13 protein-coding genes are annotated in these 23,173 nt (G+C 40.1%); 6 read left to right on the forward strand and 7 right to left on the reverse strand.

Translation table 11 applies throughout. The features are described 5' to 3' along the window. The first annotated feature begins 2 nt into the window (after positions 1–2). Complete coding sequence (locus IKK64_02725) at positions 3–1,616, forward strand: S41 family peptidase (GenBank protein MBR4118977.1); 1,614 nt, start codon at positions 3–5, stop codon at positions 1,614–1,616. Between the two features lie 56 nt (positions 1,617–1,672). On the opposite strand, the gene IKK64_02730 is transcribed toward IKK64_02725, so the two are convergent. Both IKK64_02730 and IKK64_02735 read right to left on the reverse strand, forming a co-directional pair. After that, positions 1,673–2,788 carry an endonuclease/exonuclease/phosphatase family protein gene (locus tag IKK64_02730; GenBank protein ID MBR4118978.1) on the reverse strand — a complete coding sequence of 372 codons (1,116 nt, stop codon included), beginning with the start codon at positions 2,786–2,788 and terminating at the stop codon, positions 1,673–1,675. Between the two features lie 3 nt (positions 2,789–2,791). Beyond that, a complete protein-coding gene (locus IKK64_02735; GenBank protein ID MBR4118979.1) occupies positions 2,792–3,505 on the reverse strand; it encodes a rhomboid family intramembrane serine protease in 714 nt (237 codons plus the stop codon). A gap of 213 nt (positions 3,506–3,718) precedes the next feature. On the opposite strand from IKK64_02735, the gene IKK64_02740 reads away from it, so the two are divergent. Further along, on the forward strand, positions 3,719–3,991 hold the full coding sequence (locus tag IKK64_02740; protein MBR4118980.1) for an HU family DNA-binding protein: 273 nt from the start codon (positions 3,719–3,721) through the stop codon (positions 3,989–3,991). 233 nt (positions 3,992–4,224) lie between these two features. On the opposite strand, the gene IKK64_02745 is transcribed toward IKK64_02740, so the two are convergent. The 5 genes from IKK64_02745 to IKK64_02765 form a co-directional block, all read right to left on the reverse strand. Then, complete coding sequence (locus tag IKK64_02745; GenBank protein ID MBR4118981.1) at positions 4,225–5,751, reverse strand: peptide MFS transporter; 1,527 nt, start codon at positions 5,749–5,751, stop codon at positions 4,225–4,227. Positions 5,752–5,781: 30 nt separating this feature from the next. Continuing rightward, on the reverse strand, positions 5,782–6,210 hold the full coding sequence (locus IKK64_02750) for a SufE family protein (GenBank protein ID MBR4118982.1): 429 nt from the start codon (positions 6,208–6,210) through the stop codon (positions 5,782–5,784). An 11-nt stretch (positions 6,211–6,221) separates the two neighbouring features. After that, positions 6,222–7,217, reverse strand: coding sequence for a M28 family peptidase (locus tag IKK64_02755; GenBank protein ID MBR4118983.1), 996 nt, complete (start codon positions 7,215–7,217; stop codon positions 6,222–6,224). 4 nt (positions 7,218–7,221) lie between these two features. Further along, a complete protein-coding gene (locus tag IKK64_02760) occupies positions 7,222–8,985 on the reverse strand; it encodes a membrane dipeptidase (protein ID MBR4118984.1) in 1,764 nt (587 codons plus the stop codon). A 267-nt stretch (positions 8,986–9,252) separates the two neighbouring features. Then, complete coding sequence (locus IKK64_02765; protein MBR4118985.1) at positions 9,253–10,260, reverse strand: aspartate-semialdehyde dehydrogenase; 1,008 nt, start codon at positions 10,258–10,260, stop codon at positions 9,253–9,255. Positions 10,261–10,499: 239 nt separating this feature from the next. Between IKK64_02765 and IKK64_02770 the strand changes: the two genes are divergently transcribed. The 4 genes from IKK64_02770 to IKK64_02785 all read left to right on the forward strand — a co-directional run. Further along, the gene (locus IKK64_02770; GenBank protein MBR4118986.1) at positions 10,500–11,192 is read left to right on the forward strand and encodes a succinate dehydrogenase/fumarate reductase cytochrome b subunit; all 693 of its coding nucleotides are present in this window, start codon (positions 10,500–10,502) and stop codon (positions 11,190–11,192) included. A gap of 23 nt (positions 11,193–11,215) precedes the next feature. Continuing rightward, positions 11,216–13,165, forward strand: a complete 1,950-nt coding sequence (locus IKK64_02775; protein ID MBR4118987.1) for a fumarate reductase/succinate dehydrogenase flavoprotein subunit — start codon at positions 11,216–11,218, stop codon at positions 13,163–13,165. Positions 13,166–13,171: 6 nt separating this feature from the next. Beyond that, positions 13,172–13,927 (forward strand): succinate dehydrogenase/fumarate reductase iron-sulfur subunit, encoded by a 756-nt coding sequence (locus IKK64_02780; GenBank protein MBR4118988.1) that lies wholly within the window; start codon positions 13,172–13,174, stop codon positions 13,925–13,927. Between the two features lie 384 nt (positions 13,928–14,311). Then, on the forward strand, positions 14,312–23,173 hold an 8,862-nt coding region (locus IKK64_02785; GenBank protein MBR4118989.1), incomplete at its 3' end, for an InlB B-repeat-containing protein.

The raw sequence follows: 23,173 nt of genomic DNA on the forward strand, positions 1-23,173 counted from the left end.
CTATGAAAAAGATACTATACCCCATATTGCTATTGTTTATAATACAAGGAGCATTTGCACAGTTAAACCAAACCGAAGGCTCAAAAAAACTATCGTTGGTAAACTATGCCATAAACAACCTCTATGTAGATACAGTAACCGAGTCGCGAATAGTAGAGGCAGGAATCAGAGCAATGTTAGAAGAGTTAGATCCGCACTCGGCATATCTCACAGCCGAAGAGGTGCAGGAGAGTAACGAAGAGTTAAACGGAAACTTTGATGGAGTAGGCATCCAGTTTATGATGCAAAAAGACACCTGTTATATAATACAAACCATAGCAGGAGGACCATGCGAAAAGGTAGGCATATTAGCAGGAGACAGAATAATATTCATCAACGACACCTTAGTAGCGGGGCAGAAAATGACCGCCAACGACATAAAAAAACGCCTGAGGGGATTGAGGGGAACAACAGTAGATGTGTTGATAAAACGAGCAGGAGAAAAAGGTCTGTTGCCCTTCCGCATAACACGCGATCAGATACCAGTACATAGCGTAGATGCCTCATATATGGTAGCAAAAAATACAGGCTATGTAAAGCTAAGCCGATTTGCAGCCACAACCTTCGATGAATTTGTAGAGGCAATAGTACCAATGATACGTCTGAACCGTATGAAGAACCTCATAATTGACCTTCAAGGCAATGGCGGAGGCTATCTGTCGGCAGCCGTTGGATTGTGTAATATGCTGTTGGATGAAGGAAATATGATAGTATATACACAAGGAAGAAATGCCCCACGCCAAGAGGAGTTTAGTGGCGAAAAGGGAGTATTTCGTGAAGGCAAGTTAGTGGTGCTTGTAGATGAAGCATCGGCCTCAGCCTCAGAGATACTTTCAGGAGCAGTACAAGATTGGGACAGAGGAGTAATAGTAGGACGCCGTACCTTTGGAAAGGGATTAGTACAACGCCCACTACAAATGCCCGATGGCTCAATGTTGCGACTAACAGTAGCAAAATACTACACCCCAACAGGCCGATCAATCCAACGCTCATACAGCGAAGGCAACAAAGCATATCGCAACGACATATTAGACCGATACAAACGAGGCGAAATGATATCGCCCGATAGCATCCACTTTGTAGATTCGTTAAAATACACCACACTGAAAAACGGCAGAACAGTATTTGGAGGCGGAGGAATAATGCCCGACTGTTTCATACCCCTTGATACAAGCAACTATACCGATTATCACAGAGATATAGTAGCAAAAGGAATAATGCCACAATTAGCAGCAGAGTATTCCGAGAAGAACAAGCAAGAGATACTCTCCCTTTACCGCCGCGAGAAAAACTTCATAGAGGAGTATCAGGTAAGCGATTCACTAATGACACAACTCACAAACTTGGCAACCCAAGAGGGAATAGAGTATAAAGCAGAAGAGTACGAAACCTCAAAAGAGTTGATGACCTTGCAAATGAAAGCCCTTATAGCACGAGACCTATACGAGCAATCATCATACTATAAAGTGATAAACACAGGAGCCAACCCTGCCCTCGCACGAGCATTAGAGATAATAGCAAACGATGAGGAGTATAACGCACTACTCGGGAACAAAGTAAAAGAGAAGAAGAGGTAGAGTTATAACCAAACAAAAAACAATAAAACCAATAACCGAAAGGCTATTGGTTTTATTTATTTAATCTCAAAAGTAGTAATAATAGGGTAGTGGTCCGAAGCCTTAATACTCTTATCAATCTCAGTATGCAAAGGATATAGACCCTTACCATAAAGCATATGGTCAATCCTGAAATAGAATTTATCGGCGTGATAAGTAATATTAGGGCCAAAGCAGTTATCAATGTAAGCATCATTAAGATTGCCCCTAATTTTGTTGTAAGTATAAGACTGTTGCGTATCGTTAAAGTCGCCACAAACAACAATATAGTCATCAATACCTTTAATGTAGTCGGCAACAATATCAGCCTGTTTAGCCCTTCTGCGCGAAGCATTGGCAATCTTTCTGACAATCTGGCGTTTAACATCGCCCATCAACTCCTCCGATTTAGATATATTCTCAGTCACATAGTTAAACAAAACCCTGTCATCAGAAGAGAGTCTGTTCGATTCAAGGTGATTAACAACAAATTTTATAATCTTACCCTTAACATCAATGCTGAAAATTATAGAGCCGTTAGTATTCTTGGGCGATATAATAGGCGTAGCATCAACAATAGGGTATTTAGATAAACAAGCCAATCCCGACTCATAATAACTATTATCGTTAAGGAACACCTTTTTGTATGTATAGTTCTCTCTGAAAGCCTTATCCAACTCCGGCTTGCGAAGCGAGTTTAAAGCCTTACCCATAGCATACTCCTGAAGGCAAACAACATCAGCATCTTGCCCATTAATATACTCAATAATAGGATTAGGTTTATCCTTAGTATGAGGGTGCATTTTAGCAAAACAACAAGTATTATACGAAAGCACCTTAATAGTGTCGCCACCCTCATATTCGTTATCAGTAACATTCAGAGGAGAGTATCTATAAATAGCCCCCCAAGAGAGAGCAAACACCGCAACAGATATAAAAGCAATTTTATTTCTTTGAACAAGCCAGAATATAAAAATAGCAAAGTTCACCCAAATAAGCACATGAAATCCCAGCGAAAGGTAAGCCGAGTAGTGCATATAGTTAGGCGAAATATGATTACTATATGCCGACAGAATTAGAGCCACTCCAGCAATGGAAGTAACAATAATGCCAATATACTTATAAATAAGTTTAAGAAGTTTAACTATAAACATAAACTAAAAATATGGACCTCCACCAATACCCTTCTTACGCCAGTAAAGAATTAGAATTAATCCAAACAACATACCGCCCAAGTGAGCAAAGTGAGCAACATTATCCCCTGTCGCACCGGCAACGCCAAAGAAAAGTTCAATAATACCATAGAAGGCAACAAAATATTTTGCTTTAATAGGAATTGGGATAAACATCACAAACATCTCTGCATTTGGGAAAAGCATACCAAACGCCAATAAAATACCAAACACAGCACCCGAAGCACCAATAGTATTAAGCATATTGGTATAAACATCAACAGGCACATTAACCATAGTGCCGTAAATAGTCTCGGCAGGCAGATATTCCTGACCGGCAACCGACAGCCACCAGACAAGTTCCTGAATAAGGCCTGCCCCAATACCGGTAGAGATATAGTAGAATAAGAATCTCTTTGCCCCCCAAATAGACTCAAGCGTTCTACCAAAGATAAAGACCGAGAACATATTAAAGAATACATGCCCTATTGAGTTAGGATCATGCATAAACATATATGTAATAAACTGAGCAACATTAAACCCCTCGGAAGTAATGTAGTGCAAGCCCAAGTAATCGGTTAAGTCAAAGTTGAACTTACTTCTTAAAACAAAAGTAGCCAGCCATAACAAAAAGTTAATTATAATAAGGTTTTTTGTAACGGTTGGTATAGATGAAAAAAACGAATTCCCTTTAAACATATATTGGTTAAAATTACAAATGCGAGAACAAAAGTAACTAAAATTTTGCTTATAACATAAAACCCAATATTATCATAGCAAAAAAAATGAAAAATTTTTTTAAAAAAAGTCATCTAAAACATTGCTAATTAATTTTATATGCCTATATTTGCATCTGTTAAGGGAGCAATATCACTCCAAAATATAAATAATTATTTTTAAAAGTAAAGCTTTATGAACAAATCAGAATTAATTAATGCTATTGCTGAGAAAGCAGGCTTATCAAAAGTTGACGCTAAAAAAGCATTAGAGGCATTCACAGCTACAGTTGAAGAGACATTAGTAGCAGGTGACAAAGTTGCTTTAGTAGGTTTCGGAACATTCTCAATCAACGAGAAAGGTGAGAGAACAGGAATCAATCCTAAAACTAAAGAGGCTATCAAAATTGCTGCTAAAAAAGTTGTTAAATTCAAAGCTGGTGCTGAACTTGCTGAGAAAGTAAAATAATAAGACTTTAGCATTTTAACAAAGAACGAGAGGTTGTCACTCACAAGTGGCAACCTCTTCTTTTCTGTATATAGAACTTAATTTGTATAAAGAGCTTAACCAATAGAAGGCAGGCAAAAAAAAGGATGAGAAATTTACACTCCTCATCCCTGATATTTTTATCTAATAAAAGTTTTAGTTCCCTAGTAATCCTAGTCAACTATAGCAAGTTCAACAAACGAATGTTTGTTAACTTACTTAGTCGCTTTCTCCAAGCGTTTCATCATAGCAAACATAAACAGAGCCGAAATCAAGCAAAGCACAATGAATACGCTCCAAACCAACCATAATGGCAGGCCACCCCAAAGGAAACCACCAACAGCAACAAGCATGTTACCCAAAGCAGTTGAAACAAACCAGCCACCCATCATCATTCCTTTAAGTTTAGGAGGTGCAACTTTCGATACAAACGAGATACCCATTGGCGATAGCAACAACTCAGCAAAAGTAAGCACGAGGTAAGTCGAAATCAACCAGTTTGAAGATACCAACACAGGCTCCTCACCGGCAGCAACAGCAGCCGCTTGAGCATCGGGAGTAGGCAAGCCTAACGAGCCGATAGCAATAACAGCAAAACCGGCAGCAGCCACTAACATACCGTAAGCAATTTTACGGGGAGCAGAAGGCTCTTTTTTCTTTTTAGCAAGAGAACCAAAAATAGCCAACGAAACAGGAGTCAAAGCAACCACATAGAATGGGTTAAATTGTTGGAAGATAGGAGCGCTAATGCTAATAGAAGCATTTTCAGCACCAACATATCTATACCCCAAGAATGCTAACACAGCGGCAAAAATAACACCTGATATAGATTTACCCTTAGCAGTAGCACTTTGGAAGAACGAGAACGCAGCATAAACGCCAACAATAATAGCAACCAAGTTCCACACGTCAAACAACATACTTTGAGGACCTTCGGCACTCTTCACGTTAAACTCGTTAGCAAAGTAGGTAAGAGCCAAACCGTTTTGGTGGAAAGCCATCCAGAAGAAAATAACAACAGCAAACACTAAGCAAAGAGCAACAACGCGCGCTTTAGTCTCTTGAGGAGTAAGATTATCCTCAATCTTAGCATCACCAGTTTTTCTCGCACCACCCTCAACGTGACGGAAAGTAGGACGGAAAATGTAATAGATAGCAATCGACAACACCAACGAAGCACAAGCCACCGCAAAAGAGAAGTGGTAAGCATCGTTCGAAGAGTAACCTAAACTCTCCATAGCCCACTCTTTAATCTCAACGGCAGCAGTAGGAGCAAACAAAGCACCAATGTTTATAGCCATGTAGAAGATAGAGAAAGCCGCATCGCGTTTATCTGCATATTTAGGATCATCATAAAGGTTACCCACCATAACTTGCAGATTACCTTTAAACAGACCAGTACCAAGACTGATAAATATCAAGGCAAGCAACATCACCACCATAGCAACAGTCTCGCCACCAAGAGGGAACGAAAGAAGCAAGTAACCCAAGAACATAACCATAATACCGATGGTTACCATCTTGCCAAAACCAAATTTATCGGCCATAATACCACCAATAAGTGGCATAAAATAAACTAAACCTAAAAAGGTACTGTAAATCGCTCCTGCAACACCAGCATCCAAGCCAAAGTTCTCACGCAGGAACAGAGCAAACACAGCCAACATAGTGTAGTAACCAAAACGCTCACCAGTGTTAGCAAGTGCAAGGGCAAAAAGCCCTTTGGGTTGATTGTTAAACATAGTAAAATAAAGTTTTTAAGTTAATATAAATTATATGTTATTTTTAGTATCAAAAGCCAAAGCGTATAGTTTCATCTGTTTAACCATTGAAGCCAAACCATTTGAGCGAGTAGGCGAAAGATTCTCTTTTAGCCCAATCTTCTCAATAAAAAAGAGGTCGCTCTCCAAAATCTCTTTAGGCGAGTGTCCCGATAAAGTATTAATAAGCATAGCCACAATACCCTTCACAATCAGAGCGTCGCTATCCCCTTTAAAAATAATATTTCCGTCAACATAGTCAGCCTGAAGCCACACCCTGCTCTGGCAACCCTCAATAAGATTAGAGTCGTTCTTAAACTCTTCGGCAAGAGGCTCAAGCGATGAAGCCATATCCATAATCAAAGAATACTTATCCATCCAATCCTCAAAACCCTCAAACTCCTCAATAATCTCCTCCTGTATCTCGTTAATACTCTTCATTTTAATTAGAATTATTCGTTATAAATAACCTCCATAACAGTCTGTCCAACAGCCTTCATAGTCCCTTTGTCAATATTTCTCATATCATCCTTGACCGTATGCCAGTAAGGGGGAAATCCGGTCTCAGAGTCAGCATCGTAAGCAATAATATCAACGCAAGGAATACCATACATATTAATATAGTAGTGGTCATCAATAACAGTACCACCATTCTTCTTAGGGAAAAGATTACCATATCCCAAACTCTCCGCCTTATCCCAAACCTTCTTTACGATATGCGGAGCAAAGTGCATCGACACCTGTTCGTATGGAAACTCGCTACCCTTTCCACTCACCATATCGAGCAAAATACCATAATCCGCTCTGTATCCCCTGATATGCGGATTCATAGCCCAATATTGCGAACCCAAAGCCCAATCGTGTTCCACCATCTGCTTACCCTTATAAAAATAGGGAGTACCATAATCTTCGGCATCAAAAAAGATAACATCCACACCAATATTGGCAGGCTGTAACCCAATCTGACGAGCAATCTCCAGCAGAACACCCACCGAAGCAGCACCATCATCCGCTCCTGCAATCGGTCTCTTATGGTTAGCCTTATCCTCATCATAATCGGCATAAGGTCTGCTATCCCAATGAGCAAACAGTAACACACGCCGCTCTTTCTCAGGTGCAAAACTACCAATAATATTGGTAATATTCAAATATGAGCCATCATAAGCCATAACCTTACCACGTTGCAAGGTAGTATCAGCACCAAACCTGTGCAACTCATTAGCCAAAAAAACGGCACACTCATCATGCTCCTTAGTGTTGGGGATTCTAAACCCAAAGTCCAACTGTTTTTGAGTAAACAAATAAGCACTATCCGCCTTAAAATCAGGAACATTAACCAACGGCTTATTACTCTTGGAATCAATAACCTTAGCCTCGGCACCCCTCTCTTTACAACAGCAAACACCAAGCATCAGCAATGCCGAAATAAAAAACAATCTGTATCTCATAAAATTATTCAGCAATCTTTTCAACTACATCTAAAACACGCAAAAAGTTCTCGCCCCAAATCTTTTTAAGGTCAAAATCGCTATAACCACGTCTAATAAGTTCGCAAGTCAAGTTAATAACCTCGTTAGCCGCATTACAACCGGGAACACCGCCACCGCCATCAAAGTCGGTACCAATACCCACATGATTCAACCCCACCAGTTTAACAACGTGGTCAATATGGTCGGCAATAGTCTTAACCGAAGCAATACCATCATCATTCAAAAAGTGGTCATAAATACAAATCTGCATCACGCCACCCTTCTTGGCTAACGCAACAATCTGCTCGTCAGAAAGGTTGCGAGGATGATTACAAATAGCCCTGCACGAAGAGTGCGAAGCAATAATAGGAGCCTTGCTCAACTCCAAAGCATCGTAGAACGACTTCTCGTTGGCATGCGACAAATCAACCATAATACCCAGTCTGTTCAACTCAGCAATAACCTCCTTGCCAAACACGCTTACGCCATTATGCTCACCATTACCCTTAGCCGAATCACAAATATCATTATCCCCGTTATGGCAAAGCGTCAAATAGATAATACCCCTCTCTTTATAATATTTCAAAAGAGAAATATCCTTGCCAATACCATAACCATTCTCAATACCAACAAAAATGCCCCTCTTGCCCAAATCCTTAGCATAAAGCAACTCATTTCTGTTACGCACCTGAACAGCGTGATAAGCCTCATCAATTTGGCGTAAAAGTTTATCAATAATACCCTTACACTTATCAATAGCACAATTTAATCCCTCATCAGAACGCTCCTCCTGCTTAATATAAGCCACCATACACGAAGCATCCAAGCCGCCATCAATCATACTTGGGATATTAGTCTGTACCCTCAAATCGCGGTCAGCAATATTCACCCCCTCATTAAAAAACATAGGAGTATCACAATGCGAGTCTAACGACAGAGCCCACTTATGAAAAGCCTTGGCCTTCCTATAAATATGAGCCTCATTAGAGAGCCACCAAAAAACAAGCAACTGCCTATCCAGCCCCTCAGCCGCCATAGGCTCAGGATGCCATTGCACACCCAAAACAGGATAAAAAGGTTTCTCAATACCCTCAATAACCCCATCCTCCGAGCGAGCATTAACAATAAATCCGGGTGCAACCTCCATAACAGCCTGATGATGAAACGAGTTAGTCATCAAACTATCACACTCAAAGATGCTTCTAAGAAGCGAGTTATCCACAATCTCCACCCTATGAGTAGCAACATCTCTCGCTTCACACTGCGAGTGTGTAATAGGAGTAGAGAAGTGTTGTTTCGCAATATCCTGATAGTTCTTGCCACCGCACGCCACATTAATAACCTGCATACCCCTACAAATACCAAGTAGCGGAATTTGGCGTTGCATAGCAATGTAGCAGAGAGCCATCTCTTGTCGGTCACGTTCCTCATTAGGAGTACCCACCTCAGGGAGAGCCACCTCGCCAAGCAAGTCGGGCGAAATATCCCCGCCACCGGTAAGCAAAATACCATCGCACAAATCACAAATCTGCGAGAGCAACTCCAAATCAGCAAAACCGGGAATAATAAGAGGCACGCACCCGGCCTTAACAACCGAGTTGATATAAGCATCCGCCACACGCGAAGTCCCCTCAGCCCTGTTGGCACTAATACCAATCACAGGCTTCGAATACACCTCATTGCGATAGTCAATACACCCATCGCACACCTCAAAAACCTCCCTAATCTTGTCAGGAACCTGCACCATAAAAATATTACTATTTTAGTATAAAACAAACAGATAGGATAACCTCGTTTCCTAAGTTATCCTATTTGTTTTAAATCATTATCTCATTATTAGTCCAATAAAAAAATCAACCTTAGTTCTAACAAATCTGCGAGTAAGCGAACACAATACAAAATTTATTTGTGTATTGTTGAGCGAGAGCAAGTTCAACAAACGAATGTTTGTTAACCAACAACTACCCGCAGGGTGGCGTTAGCCAACAGCCAACAACTAACAACTTAAAAAGCGCTAAACCGCATTATTTTTAATAAGGTACTCCGCAATCTGAACAGCGTTCAAAGCAGCACCCTTTCTAATTTGGTCGCTAACGGTCCAGAAAGTCAAGCCATTCTCATCAGCCAAGTCCTTTCTGATACGACCAACATAAACAGCATCCTTACCAGCCATATCCAAAGGCATAGGATAAATCTTTTCGTTAAGATCATCCATAACAATCACGCCCTCAGCCTTCTCAAAAGCGGCACGAGCCTCATCAACCGAAATAGGACGCTCAGTCTCCACCCAAATACTCTCCGAGTGAGCGCGCATAACAGGAACCCTCACACACATAGCACTCGTTTTAACATCAGAGTGCATAATCTTGCGAGTCTCGTTAAACATCTTCATCTCCTCCTTAGTATAAAGGTTGTCAGTATAAACATCAACCTGCGGAATAACATTATAAGCAAGTTGGTAGTAGAACTTGCTAACAGTAGGCTCTTCGCCTCTTGTCAATTGAGCATATTGCTCAACAAGTTCAGCCATAGCGGCAGCACCGGCACCACTGGCAGCCTGATAAGTAGCAACCCTCACACGTTTAATATGCGAAAGATTCTCAATAGCCTTCAACGCCACCACCATTTGAATAGTAGTACAATTAGGATTAGCGATAACATTTCTTGGACGAACCAAAGCATCAGCACCATTCACCTCAGGCACCACCAAAGGCACATCCTCATCCATACGGAAAGCACTTGAGTTATCAATCATAATAGCACCATATTTAGTAATAGTCTTCTCAAACTCTTTCGAGATACCGGCACCAGCCGATGTAAAGGCAATATCAACACCCTTAAAGTCATCATTATGTTGCAACTCTTTAACAGTATATTCCACACCTTTAAAAACATATTTCTTGCCGGCACTACGAGCCGAGCCAAACAAAACCAATTCATCAATAGGGAAATCTCTATCGGCAAGCACGCGAAGGAACTCTTGTCCCACTGCACCACTTGCACCAACAATAGCAACTTTCATAATCTTTATAAAAAATCTAAGTTTATAAACAAAAATAATAAATAAAATGTATAATAACTGCCCATAAAGTAAAACACCGTAAGCAGAAAATCAACATAACACTCGCAAAATTAAAACAAATTGGCAGAAAAGCACCAAATAAAGTCAAAAAAAACTTTAAATATTTGAATAAATACATTACATTTGCATATCCGAAACATTTTAAATAATCAATTATATTAACTAAACTCAAAAAACTTATGTGGTTAAAAGATTCATCTATCGGGAGAAAGTTGATAATGAGTATCTCAGGACTTTTTCTCGTGTTGTTCCTAACATTCCACTTAGCAATGAACTTTGCGGCAGTGTTTAGTGCAGATGCCTATAACGCAATATGCGAGTTCTTGGGAGCAAACTGGTATGCATTAGTAGGAACACTTGTATTGGTAGCAGGATTTTTGGTACACATTGTGTATGCCTTTATCCTAACCTTGCAAAACCGTAAGGCTCGTGGAAACGACCGTTACGCAGTAACAGCACGCCCCAAAGGCGTAGAGTGGGCATCACAAAACATGTTGGTGCTAGGAATCATCGTAGTATTAGGATTAGTTCTACACGCATGGCAATTCTGGGCAAAAATGCAATTAGTAGAGTTGCAACACATGGCAGGAATGGATGTAGATACAAGTTTGGTAACAAACGGAGTGTACTACATTGAGCAAGTATTCAGCAATCCAGTTTACTTAGTACTATACTTAGTATGGTTTGCAGCAATCTGGTTCCACCTAACACACGGATTCTGGAGTGCAATACACACAATCGGTTGGAACAATCTAGTATGGATGAACCGTTGGAAAACCATTTCAAACGTCTTCTCAACAATCATCTGTTTAGGATTTGCATTCATCGCAATCTGGTTTTTCATACAAAGTAATTGCAGTTGTGTAGGATAAAAAACAATTAAAAAACAACAGATATGGCAGAAATAAAAATAGATTCAAAAATACCCGAAGGACCATTGGCAGAGAAGTGGAGCAACTATAAAGCACACCAAAAACTAGTCAATCCTGCCAACAAACGCCGTTTGGATATCATAGTAGTAGGAACAGGACTTGCAGGAGGTTCAGCAGCCGCAACACTTGGCGAGATGGGCTTTAACGTATTAAACTTCTGTATCCAAGACTCACCTCGCCGTGCGCACTCAATTGCAGCACAAGGAGGAATCAATGCAGCAAAGAACTACCAAAACGATGGCGATAGCGTATATCGTTTGTTCTACGACACAATCAAAGGAGGTGACTATCGTGCACGCGAAGCAAACGTATATCGATTAGCAGAAGTATCAAACAATATCATCGACCAATGCGTAGCACAAGGCGTACCCTTTGCACGTGAATACGGAGGCTTATTAGACAACCGTTCATTCGGAGGAGCACAAGTATCACGTACCTTCTATGCAAAAGGACAAACAGGACAACAACTATTGTTAGGAGCCTACTCATCACTAAGCCGTCAAGTAGCAAAAGGCACAGTAAAACTATACACACGCTACGAGATGTTAGACCTTGTAGTTATCGATGGACGCGCAAGAGGAATCATAGCACGTAACTTGGTAACAGGTGAGATAGAGCGTTTTGGAGCACACGCAGTAGTAATAGCAACAGGAGGATACGGAAACACCTACTTCCTATCAACCAACGCAATGGGAAGCAACGGAAGTGCAGCAATGCAATGTTACCGCAAAGGAGCATACTTTGCAAACCCAGCATTTGCACAAATCCACCCAACATGTATCCCAGTACACGGCGAGTTCCAATCAAAACTAACATTGATGTCAGAGTCATTACGTAACGACGGACGCATCTGGACACCCAAAAAGAAAGAAGACGCCGAAGCAATACGAGCAGGAAAACTAAAACCAACACAAATAGCAGAAGAAGATCGCGACTACTATTTGGAGCGTCGTTATCCAGCATTCGGAAACCTAGTACCCCGTGACGTAGCATCACGCGCAGCAAAAGAGCGTTGCGATGCAGGATACGGAGTAGGAGCAACAGGATTAGCAGTATATCTCGACTTCTCATCAGCAATCCAACGCTTAGGAAAAGACGTAGTAGCAGCACGTTACGGAAACCTATTCCAAATGTATGAGAAAATCGTAGATGACAACCCATACGAAACACCAATGATGATCTATCCCGCAATCCACTACACAATGGGAGGAATCTGGGTAGATTACGAACTAAGCACATCAATACCCGGATTATTTGCCATCGGAGAAGCAAACTTCTCAGATCACGGAGCAAACCGTCTTGGAGCATCAGCGTTGATGCAAGGATTAGCCGATGGATACTTTGTATTACCATACACAATACAAAACTACCTGTCAGACCAAATCTCAGTGCCACGCATAAAAACTGACGCACCCGAGTTTGATGCAGCAGAAAAAGATGTAAAAGCACGCATCCAAAAATTGATGTCAATCAAAGGAAAACGCTCAGTAGATTCAATCCACAAAGAGTTAGGATTAATCATGTGGGATTTCGTAGGAATGGCACGTACCAAAGAGAGTCTTGAAACAGCTTTAGTAAAACTAAAAGCTATCAAGAAAGAGTTCTGGAGCAATGTAAAAATACCTGGAGCAGCAGACTCACTCAACACAGAGTTGGAGAAAGCATTACGCGTAGCCGATTTCATAGAGATAGGCGAACTAATGGCAATGGACGCACTAAACCGCAACGAGTCATGTGGAGGACACTTCCGTGAAGAGTTCCAAACAGCCGAAGGCGAGGCAATGCGTCAAGACGACAAATATATGTATGTAAGTTGCTGGAAGTACGAAGGCGAAGATGCAGAGCCAACACTATTAAAAGAAGAGTTAAAATACGAAGCAATAAAAGTACAACAACGTAACTATAAACAATAATCAGGTATGGACAAGACAATAAATATAACACTAAAAGTATGGCGTCAAAGAGGTCCTAAAGAACCCGGAAAATTTGAGACATACAAACTAAACAACATATCTACCGACAGTTCATTCCTTGAAATGCTCGATATCCTGAACGAACAACTCGTAAATGAGGACAAAGAGCCGGTAGTATTTGACAACGACTGTCGCGAAGGAATCTGCGGAATGTGTTCACTCTACATCAACGGTCACCCACACGGACCCGATTCAGAGATAACAACATGTCAATTACACATGCGCCGTTTCAAAGATGGCGATACAATCACCATAGAGCCATGGCGTTCAGCGGGCTTCCCTGTAATCCGCGACCTAATGGTTGACCGTACAGCATACGATAAAATCATTCAAGCAGGCGGATACATCTCAATCAATGCAGGAGGAGCACAAGATGCCAATGCAATACCCATTCCAAAACGCGATGCCGATTTAGCAATGGATGCAGCATCATGTATCGGATGTGGAGCATGTGTAGCAGCATGTAAAAACGGCTCAGCAATGCTATTTGTATCAGCAAAAGTAAGTCAATTAGCGTTGTTACCACAAGGAAAAGTAGAAGCAGCACGCCGTGCCAAAGCCATGTTGGCAAAAATGGATGAACTCGGATTTGGAAACTGTACCAACACAGGAGCATGTGAAGCAGAGTGTCCAAAAGGAGTATCAATCACAAACATTGCTCGCTTGAACAGAGAGTTTATCTCAGCAAAACTAAAAGACTAACAAAAATTTGTTAGTTATCAGATAAAAATGGTTGTCGCAAGGCAACCATTTTTTTTGTCTAATAAGTCCAATTAGCCTAATTAGTCCAATTAGTCTAATAACTAACAACTGACAACTAAAAACTATTTAAAATGTTAAAACAGAAAAAATTAACATTAAAAAAGACAAATAAACAAAATAAAGTTTTAACTTTGCAAAGCAAAGTGTACACATAACGGTACGCAATGTGGGTGTAGTTGGCTAAAAAAGTGAAATAGAATAGCATAACTATAAACTAAATTATAGAGATGAAAACTAACCTTACACCACTCCCTATTGGAGAGGGGTTGGGGGAGAGAATTAGAAAAGAAAACAATAAAAAAAATATTAATAAAAATTATAAGTATGAAGAAAAAACATTTTCTTTGGGCATTAACACTTGCCCTAATAGCGTTATTCACATTTCAAGACGCTTTGGCTGACTACTGTACATACAGTGGCAATATGAGAAGTAGTCGTAAAATGAATAGTTTTACTCTTACTGATGCGACTAATTCATTAACAGTGAGTTCAATTCAAACCTCAACAACTGATGCAGTCTATAAAGATAAAACATCTTCGGTATTCTCAACAACAAAAGGGTCAACCTTGAGATTCTCAGCATTAGATGTTACCGAATATACTTGGATGCATATTTACGTTTATATTGATTATGGAAATAATCAAACATTTAACACAACAGCAAATAATGACGGTACCGTAACTAATGATGAAGAAAATGAGGTATATGGAGATTTGGTAAGTTATAGCTGTTATGATGTAAATAATAACGCATCAAATCAAAGTTGGAAAAACATATTAGGGGAGACAGTCTCAAATAGTGGAAATGCTACAGTTTCAGGAGTCCCATCTTGGACATTGCCAGCCGATTTAGCAGCGGGAACATATCGTTTACGTTTAAAATCAGATTGGAGTAGTATAGATCCCTGCGGAACAACTAAATATAACAATGCCGACGAGCATACACCCACTGCATTAGGAGGATGTATCTGTGATATTACCATAAAAATTATAGCAGAAGAGCGAACAATATCAGTAAATCAAAATTATGAGCAAGCAGGAACAGTAACAGGAGGAACAACAGCAAGTGGAGACATCACTATAACAGCAACAGCAAATAGTGGATATGAGTTTGTAAATTGGACTTTGAACGGAGAAGAAGTATCAACTTCCGCAACATATACCGATATAACAGACGGAGACAAAACCTATACCGCAAATTTCCGTAAAGCACTTGGACATACAGGTTGGAGTGCAACCGCTGACGGATATGCAAATTCGGGTAATGATGGACCAGCATCATACGCTATTAACGACAACACCTCTAATTGGTGGCACTCAAATTATGAAAACTCTGGAGGTGGAGGTTCTACAACCTACACAATGCCTCACTATATTCAATTTAATTTAGGATCAGTACAATCATTTGATGCCTTTAATTATGTATCACGTACAGGATTAACTGCAGGAGGAACAGCAAACGGAAATATATCAACCTATAAGTTGTATATAAGTGATAGCGATATGACATCAAGCCTTGGAGATGGTTACGTTCCTACAAATGCAACTTTGATAAAAGAAGGAACATTTACTTATGACGGATCTTCATCACCTCTGAGTCACTTAGTAAAATTAGAAGAAACATATTCGGCTCAATATGTATTTCTATTAGCAACAGCCGCTATCAATAATGCAAACTTTGCTGCTTGTGCCGAGTTTTATCTATACCAATACAATTTTGATGTAACTATAAATGTAGCGGCAGGAGAGGGAGGCTCAGCCGAAATAACAGCAGGAGGAAGCGGAACATCAGCAACCGTTTCATCAGGAGCATCGGTAACCATAACAGCAACACCAGCCGAAGGTTATGGCTTTGTAAATTGGACTAACTCAGCAGGAGATATAGTTAGTAACGATGCAACATATACATTTACCGCAACAACAAACGATTCCTATACCGCAAACTTTGCCCAAAAGATAATAGTTACAATAGCATCAAATGACGATGCTATGGGAACTGTACGTTTCAGTGAAGGCGAAGGAACTACAAAAGAGGTAGGAAGCGGAGCAACAATAACCATTATAGCAGAGCCCACATCAAATGCATATCGCTTTGTGCAATGGGAAGATGGTTCAACCTCTGCAACTCGTGAAATTACAAACATAACAGAGTCTGTAACATACACAGCAACATTTGCAGAGAGAGCCGTATGTACAGTAATAATTAATACCCCCGAGGTTGCAGGAGGTACAGTATCATATACAGTAAATGGCAATGAGCCAACAGGAACAATATATGAGGGCGATGAACTTGTATTCACTGCATCTGTGAATCCTGGTTATAAGTTTGTTCAATGGAGCAATGGCTCAACAGATAATCCATACACAGTAACTGCAACAGGCAATATAGATATTACTCCTGTATATGCTAAGATGTCGCAAGATGAGATGTATGCGGCAATGGCAAAACCAACATTTACAACATTTGGTAACCTTAAGAATACTCGTGGAGTGGAGATTCTTTCGGGAGCAAAAAAGGCACTACCTGGTGTAATAGACTTGTCGGGGCTTGCTTATGTTACCAATGGAAATCAAACAACTGATGGAAATATGGATAAGGTGCCAACGGGAGCAACAGATCCAATATATATATCTCCAGGTGCCGATTTTGATTTGAAACTGACAATTTATGCAGGAGCTTGGCACTATATGAAATTTTTCCAATATCATAATACCTTCCAGAACCAACAAGTGACTTATGGAACTTATGGAGCAAGTGACGCTGATGCTTCGGCCTTTTGGACTGATGTGGCAGCAGATAACACTGTAACATATGATCAAGATAGTTCAACAATAACTTTCCCAATAGAGTTGGGTGATGATGTTGTATCAGGCGATATTATAGTTCTAAGAGCAATGTCGTCGGGAACCGAAAATATGGAGGCAAATGGTTCATATGGCGAAGGTCTTTATCTTGATATTCTATTCTATGTTGTAGAACCTGAGGTATCAGTAACAGCCTCTCCTGCCGAAGGAGGTATAGCAACAGCAAATGGAGGTACAGCAACATTCACTTCTGAGATAGGAGCAACCGTAAATCTTAATGCACAAGCAAACGATAGTTATGGCTTTGTAAATTGGACAATGGATGGCAACGAGATTGCTACCGATGCCGAAACTACCGTTGTAGTGGCTACCCAAGCACCAACCTATACCGCAAACTTTGCAAGGTCGTATAGAGTATCAATTGCTTCGTCAGATGAGACAATGGGTACAGTATCATTCTTGAATGAAGAGGGTGTAACAGAGAAAGAGGTTGCCGAGAATAGCGAGGTTACTGTTGTTGCAACACCTGCATCAAGTGCATATAAATTTGTGGAGTGGAGCAATGGTGTAACAACAGCCGAGCAAACAGTAACAGTTACTGCAGACTTAGAACTTACAGCAACCTTTGTGGCAAAAACAGAATACACAGTAACAATTCCACAAGTTACAGGAGGTTCTGTTTTATGCACAGTTGGTGGAGAAGAGGTAGATGCAATCTATGAGGGTGATGAGGTAACATTGACTGCTACTCCAGCAACAGGTTATGAGTTTGTTCGTTGGACCGATGAGAACGGAACATTAATATCGGCAAATAACCCATATACATTTACAGCAACTGCCAATATAACCATAAAGCCTGTATATGAGTCAGTGCCTGTTGAACATGATTTGTTCAATACAAGTAATACAGGAGGAACATATCCTCATCGTATTCCAGGTATCGTAAAAACAAGTACAGGACGTTTGATAGCTGTTGCAGCACGCTTGGTTTGTGGAACAGACCCTGGATACGGACAAGTTGATGTTGTGTGTCGTACCAGCGATAACAACGGAGAGAACTGGAGCGATATTAGAGATGTTGCGGTAGGAACAGGAGTAACATCAGCAACAGAGAACTACTTTGATACAGCATTTGGAGACCCAGCTATTGTTGCCGACAGAGAGAGTGAGGAGGTTGTAATTATTGCCGTAGCAGGATGTACAGTATATAACAACTCGGCTACAACCCGAAGCAATCCAAATAAAATTGCTTTAATCCGCAGTATAGACAATGGAGAGAACTGGGACGATCCAATTGATATAACAGAGAATGTTTATTCACTGTTTGATAATGGAAACCCAATTGAATCGGCATTCGTTGCAGGAGGTAAAGTATTCCAAAGCCGCATAGTAAAGAAAGGTAACTACTATCGTTTGTATGCAGCAATGTGTGCAAGACCAAATGGTAACCGTGTAATCTACTCTGATGACTTTGGTCGCACTTGGAAACCACTTGGCGGAGAGTTTGCATTACCCGTTCCTGGTGGTGATGAGCCAAAATGCGAGGAGTTGCCTGATGGACGTGTAATAGTTTCGAGCCGTACATCGGGAGGTCGTATCTATAACATATATACATACACCAATACAGCAACAGCGGCCGGAAGTTGGGGAACCTCTACAACATGTACATTCTCATCAGGAAGCAATGCAACAAACGGAGAGATTTTAGTTGTTCCTGTTGTACGCAACAGCGATAGTAAAGAGATGTATTTGGCTTTACAATCACTTCCTGCATCAACTTCAAGAGAAGATGTAACTATCTATTACAGAGAGTTGACAGAGTTTGAGGATATGAACAGCGTTGCAAACTTTGCATCGGCATCGGCATGGGACGGAAGTTATAAGGTAACTGATGAAACATCGGCATACAGTTCAATGGATTTGCAAGCCGATAATAAGATTGCGTTCATATATGAGAAGAACTATACATCTTTTGGAACAGCACAAAATCCAATTTCAACTTGTTTCCCAACAGGATCAGGAACTCACGGTGTTGACGGATATGATAACACATATGTAGCCTTTAACTTGGAGTATATAACCAACGGAGCATATAGTGTTAAAAACAATATAAACCGAGGTGCTATCGTAAAAGAGTATCTAACCTCGTTGATTGAAAGTTCAACCGTTTCAGACGATGTTAAAACCGAGTTGAATACAAAAGTGGAGGCTATGGGCGATAATCCAACTACTACAGAAGTAGATGCTATATATGCAGAGTTAAACAAAGATCCATGGGATGGTAAAATTGTAACATTTACAAACATTCAATCAAATGGAGACCAACGAGCGTTATATGTAAATAATAGCATATTGTCGTTAGGAACAACAAGTCAAACAGCCGAGAGTTTGGGAGAATCAGCACAATTCTTATGTAAAAAAGAGGCGAGTGGCAAATACTCATTTAAGAATATTGCCACAAACGAATATATGATATGGCGTGCAACTGATGGATCAGAGTCTTCATATAACAGTAATAAAGGAACTCTCTCTTCATACAATGCAACTTATTGCGATTGGACTTTAAAAGATACACATTCAACAAAAGCCAATACTTACTGTATGGTAGGTAAACGAAGCAACGGCACAGACGATGGATCTTTATGTGTTGCACAATCAAGTGGAGCTTTTGATTCATTTGATGCCACTCCTATTTGTGGAACTCATACTAATGGTAGCAATTATAGTAATGTATATTATATTAATATAGTAGAGTTAAATGTTGAACAAATAATTACTACCGCACAAACACTAATAAGCAAAACAGGAGTAGGTTATCCGGCAGAAAACTCTACTGCTCGCACAACATTGCAAAGTGCAATTAATGCGGCGGAGGCTGATCCAAATTCAGAAAACGGAATGGCATTGCAAAATGCAATAGACGCTTACTATGCATCAACAGACGTTGAGATGCCCACAGCAGGAACCCTCTACTCATTTATAGTAGGTCATGGCAATAGCAAATATTACATATACAACAACAACGGTACATTGGCAATTGCTTCATACACCGAAGGTACTACAGTGTTACCTGCAACAGCAAAATTCCTATGTGAAGTTTCAGGAAATTACTATATGTTCCGCACTTCAGACGGAAAATATATGGCATTCCCACCACATAATACGGGAGATTTTAATGATGTAAGCCCCGATGGTATAGAGGATGCAGCAAGTGATAAAACAAAATTCTCAATTGCCAAGTTATACAACAATATTAATGCAGATGTAACTGTCTCTAACCAAGATTTGTTTGGAAATGTATATCTAACAGTTCTTTTAAGAGGTACTCCAAAAACAGGAAACAACGCAGGAACTCCTCAAAGCGGAGTAATTGTTGTTAAAACTACAGAAGGAATATGGGACGGAGCAAACAAACCTTATGATAATGGAACATTCTCTTCTGCAATAAGTGTTATACCACAAGAGATTGGTGAACGCACAATAGCAGTTGCAGTATCATCATCTGATACTGGCAAAGGAGAGGTTGCAATTGAAGGAACTGATGAAAAAACAATAACAACATCTGAAATAGTAACCGTAAAAGCAATAGCAAACGAAGGCTACAAATTTGTTAAATGGACAATTGGTGATGTTGAAGTAGGCACCGATGCAACATATACCGATGCAACATCAGGCGATAAAACATATACTGCACATTTTGCTCCACTTTCAGCAACAGATAAATATGCACTTATTGAAAAACCTCAATATTCTACAGTAGGAAATGTAAACTATATAACCAATGCCGAGATTTCAGAAAACTCAATAGGAGTAACCCCAGGTGTTATCGATCTATCAAAAATTCCTTCTGTTACAGGTTCAAACTATACACGCCAACGAGGAGTAACAGATGTTATTGAGGCAGAAGCAGGAGCAGATATTTATTTGACATTAACAATTGCTATCAATTGGGGAGGAATGAAATTCTATCAACTCAACAAGGGCAATGAAGAGAAGAAAGTCTACGGATTTTATGGTCCTACTGCTGCTGCAAATGCTGAAAAATTCTGGTCAGATATTGAAACTGCATCACAAACAGATAATGGAATAATAGTAGAAAAAGATCAAAATAAAGTATCATTCCGATTCACATTTGCTAAAGAGGATGTGCAGGAAGGAGATATTGTTGTAATCAGAGCAATGTCTGCTAACGCCGAAGTAACCTCTCCTAATTCTTCTACATTAACAGAAGGAACATACATCGACTTCCTATTTGAGATAGTAGGAGAGGCAGTTCCACACACTGTAAAAGTAGTAGTTACACCTTCAGAGGGAGGTAGTGCAACAATAAACGGTGAGGAGAGAACTCAAATTGAGGCATCAGGTATTGTAAGCCTATCGGCAACACCAAAAGAGGGTTACCGTTTCTTGAGTTGGACAGACAACAACGGAAAATTAATATCAGAAAATGCCGACTTTACAAAACCAATAGTTGCCGATACAACATATCGTGCAAACTTTGTAAAAGTATGGGATGTAACTGCTACCTCAAACAACCAAGAATGGGGTACAGTAACAATAGATGGTAAAAACAGTGAAGGAAGCGTAGATCATGCCACAACAATCACACTTATTGCAAAACCTACCACAGGTGGTAAATTTATACATTGGACATTGAATGATGAGCCTATTTCAACACAAAACCCATTCAAAACAACTATCCTTAAAGATGAGGAGTATCAGGCAGTATTCGAAAAAGATTATCCTGTTGTTAAATTGAAATATGTACAATATGTAAACCAACTGAACCGCTACTTGAAATCTGTTACAGCCGTAGCGGGAGGCTTAACAACTATAGCATTTGATGCAACAAATGAAATATCTCTACCACGTGTCGATGCTGAGTATTCAGCCTATGGTAATGGAGGCAATTCAACACCAGTACCTACCACAACAGGAGCATTGATTGATAAGACTGCAAACCCCATTAAAGTTAAACAAGGAACAGAAACTATCGCTTTAACCTTTAAGCAATGGTCAGGAGAAATGGTTAATGGAATTCAAGAAAATTCTCTGCCTGAGTTGAGTTATACACAACAAGCCATATTTGTGGATTGGAATGGCGACAAGGATTTTGCTGATGCAAATGAGGCTTATGATAAGAGTAGTGATCTTGAAAATGACAATACTTTTGCAGCGGCAGAGGGATATACAAGAAGCATTACTGTGCCTCAGGGTGTTCAACCGGGAGTTTACAGAATGAGAGTTGTATATCATCAGCCAGTAGACGCATATACATCAGATTGGAGAGGCGATTTCACAGAGGCAACATCTGCCAACATAGTTACAAACGGAAAAGTATATGACCTTGCCATTGAGATTGTTGCCGATGAAAATTACATCACCTTTACAGCTCCCGGAGGAACATATTTTCAAATGGGAGAGACTGCCGATGTAACATTGTCATATCCGGTTGAAGGCACAAAAATATATTATACAACCAATGGTTTTGATCCTGATGAAAACTCAGCAGTTATAGATAACGAAGGTACGGTTGCATTGAATACATTCAACGAAGGAGTAGTAACCATCAAAGCAAGAGCCTATAACCCAGAAAACGGTTTGTTCTGTTCACCAGTGTATTCGGCAGCATACAATATATCATCGAATTACACATACACATCTGGATCGTTTCCAAAAACAACCTATAATGCTAATACAACAACAATTGTTGGAGCGGCAATATCAAACGGAGTGGGAATTGAAAACGGAACTATAAACCATGATTTTGAACAAGGTCAGGAAACCGCAACAACCCCAATCTCTGTTGCTGCTGATGCTACATTTAATTTAGATGTAACCTTAAATTTGAAAAGGTATGGAATCAAGATCGTTAGAATTGATTTCACAGAGAGTGGAGCAGCAGGTTCTATCGTAAAAGAATATATAGGTTCTAATGCAGATGAAGTAAATGCAACCAAGTTTGAGGAAGATTTAGGAACCGCAGGCTATGAATTTACAAACGAAGGAGACCAATATACAGTATCTATACCTGTATCAATTAAAAAAGATGGAGAGCCTGAGTTGTCAGAAGGATCGAGTGTAGCATACAGGATTCTTGTAACAGCGAAATCTGGACAAAATGCTCTTCCCTTGGATTATGGCGATGGAGAGTATGTTGATTTTATGTTTAACGTACAACCCCAATCATCAATAACAAAATTGGCAGGAACAGCAACTAAAGATTTGAATATTACAGTAAAAACAACCGATGCTTGTTACTTGCAAGTTGGAGGATACTCTCAAAACTTACCTGAGGCACAAACATTGACTATCCCTGCATCGTTGAATGCTGCGGGAGAGATGGATATTCAAGTAGTAGGAGCAGAAATTGAGAAGATG

This window comes from Bacteroidales bacterium, from assembly GCA_017521245.1.
Classification (GTDB): Bacteria; Bacteroidota; Bacteroidia; order Bacteroidales; family G3-4614; genus Caccoplasma_A.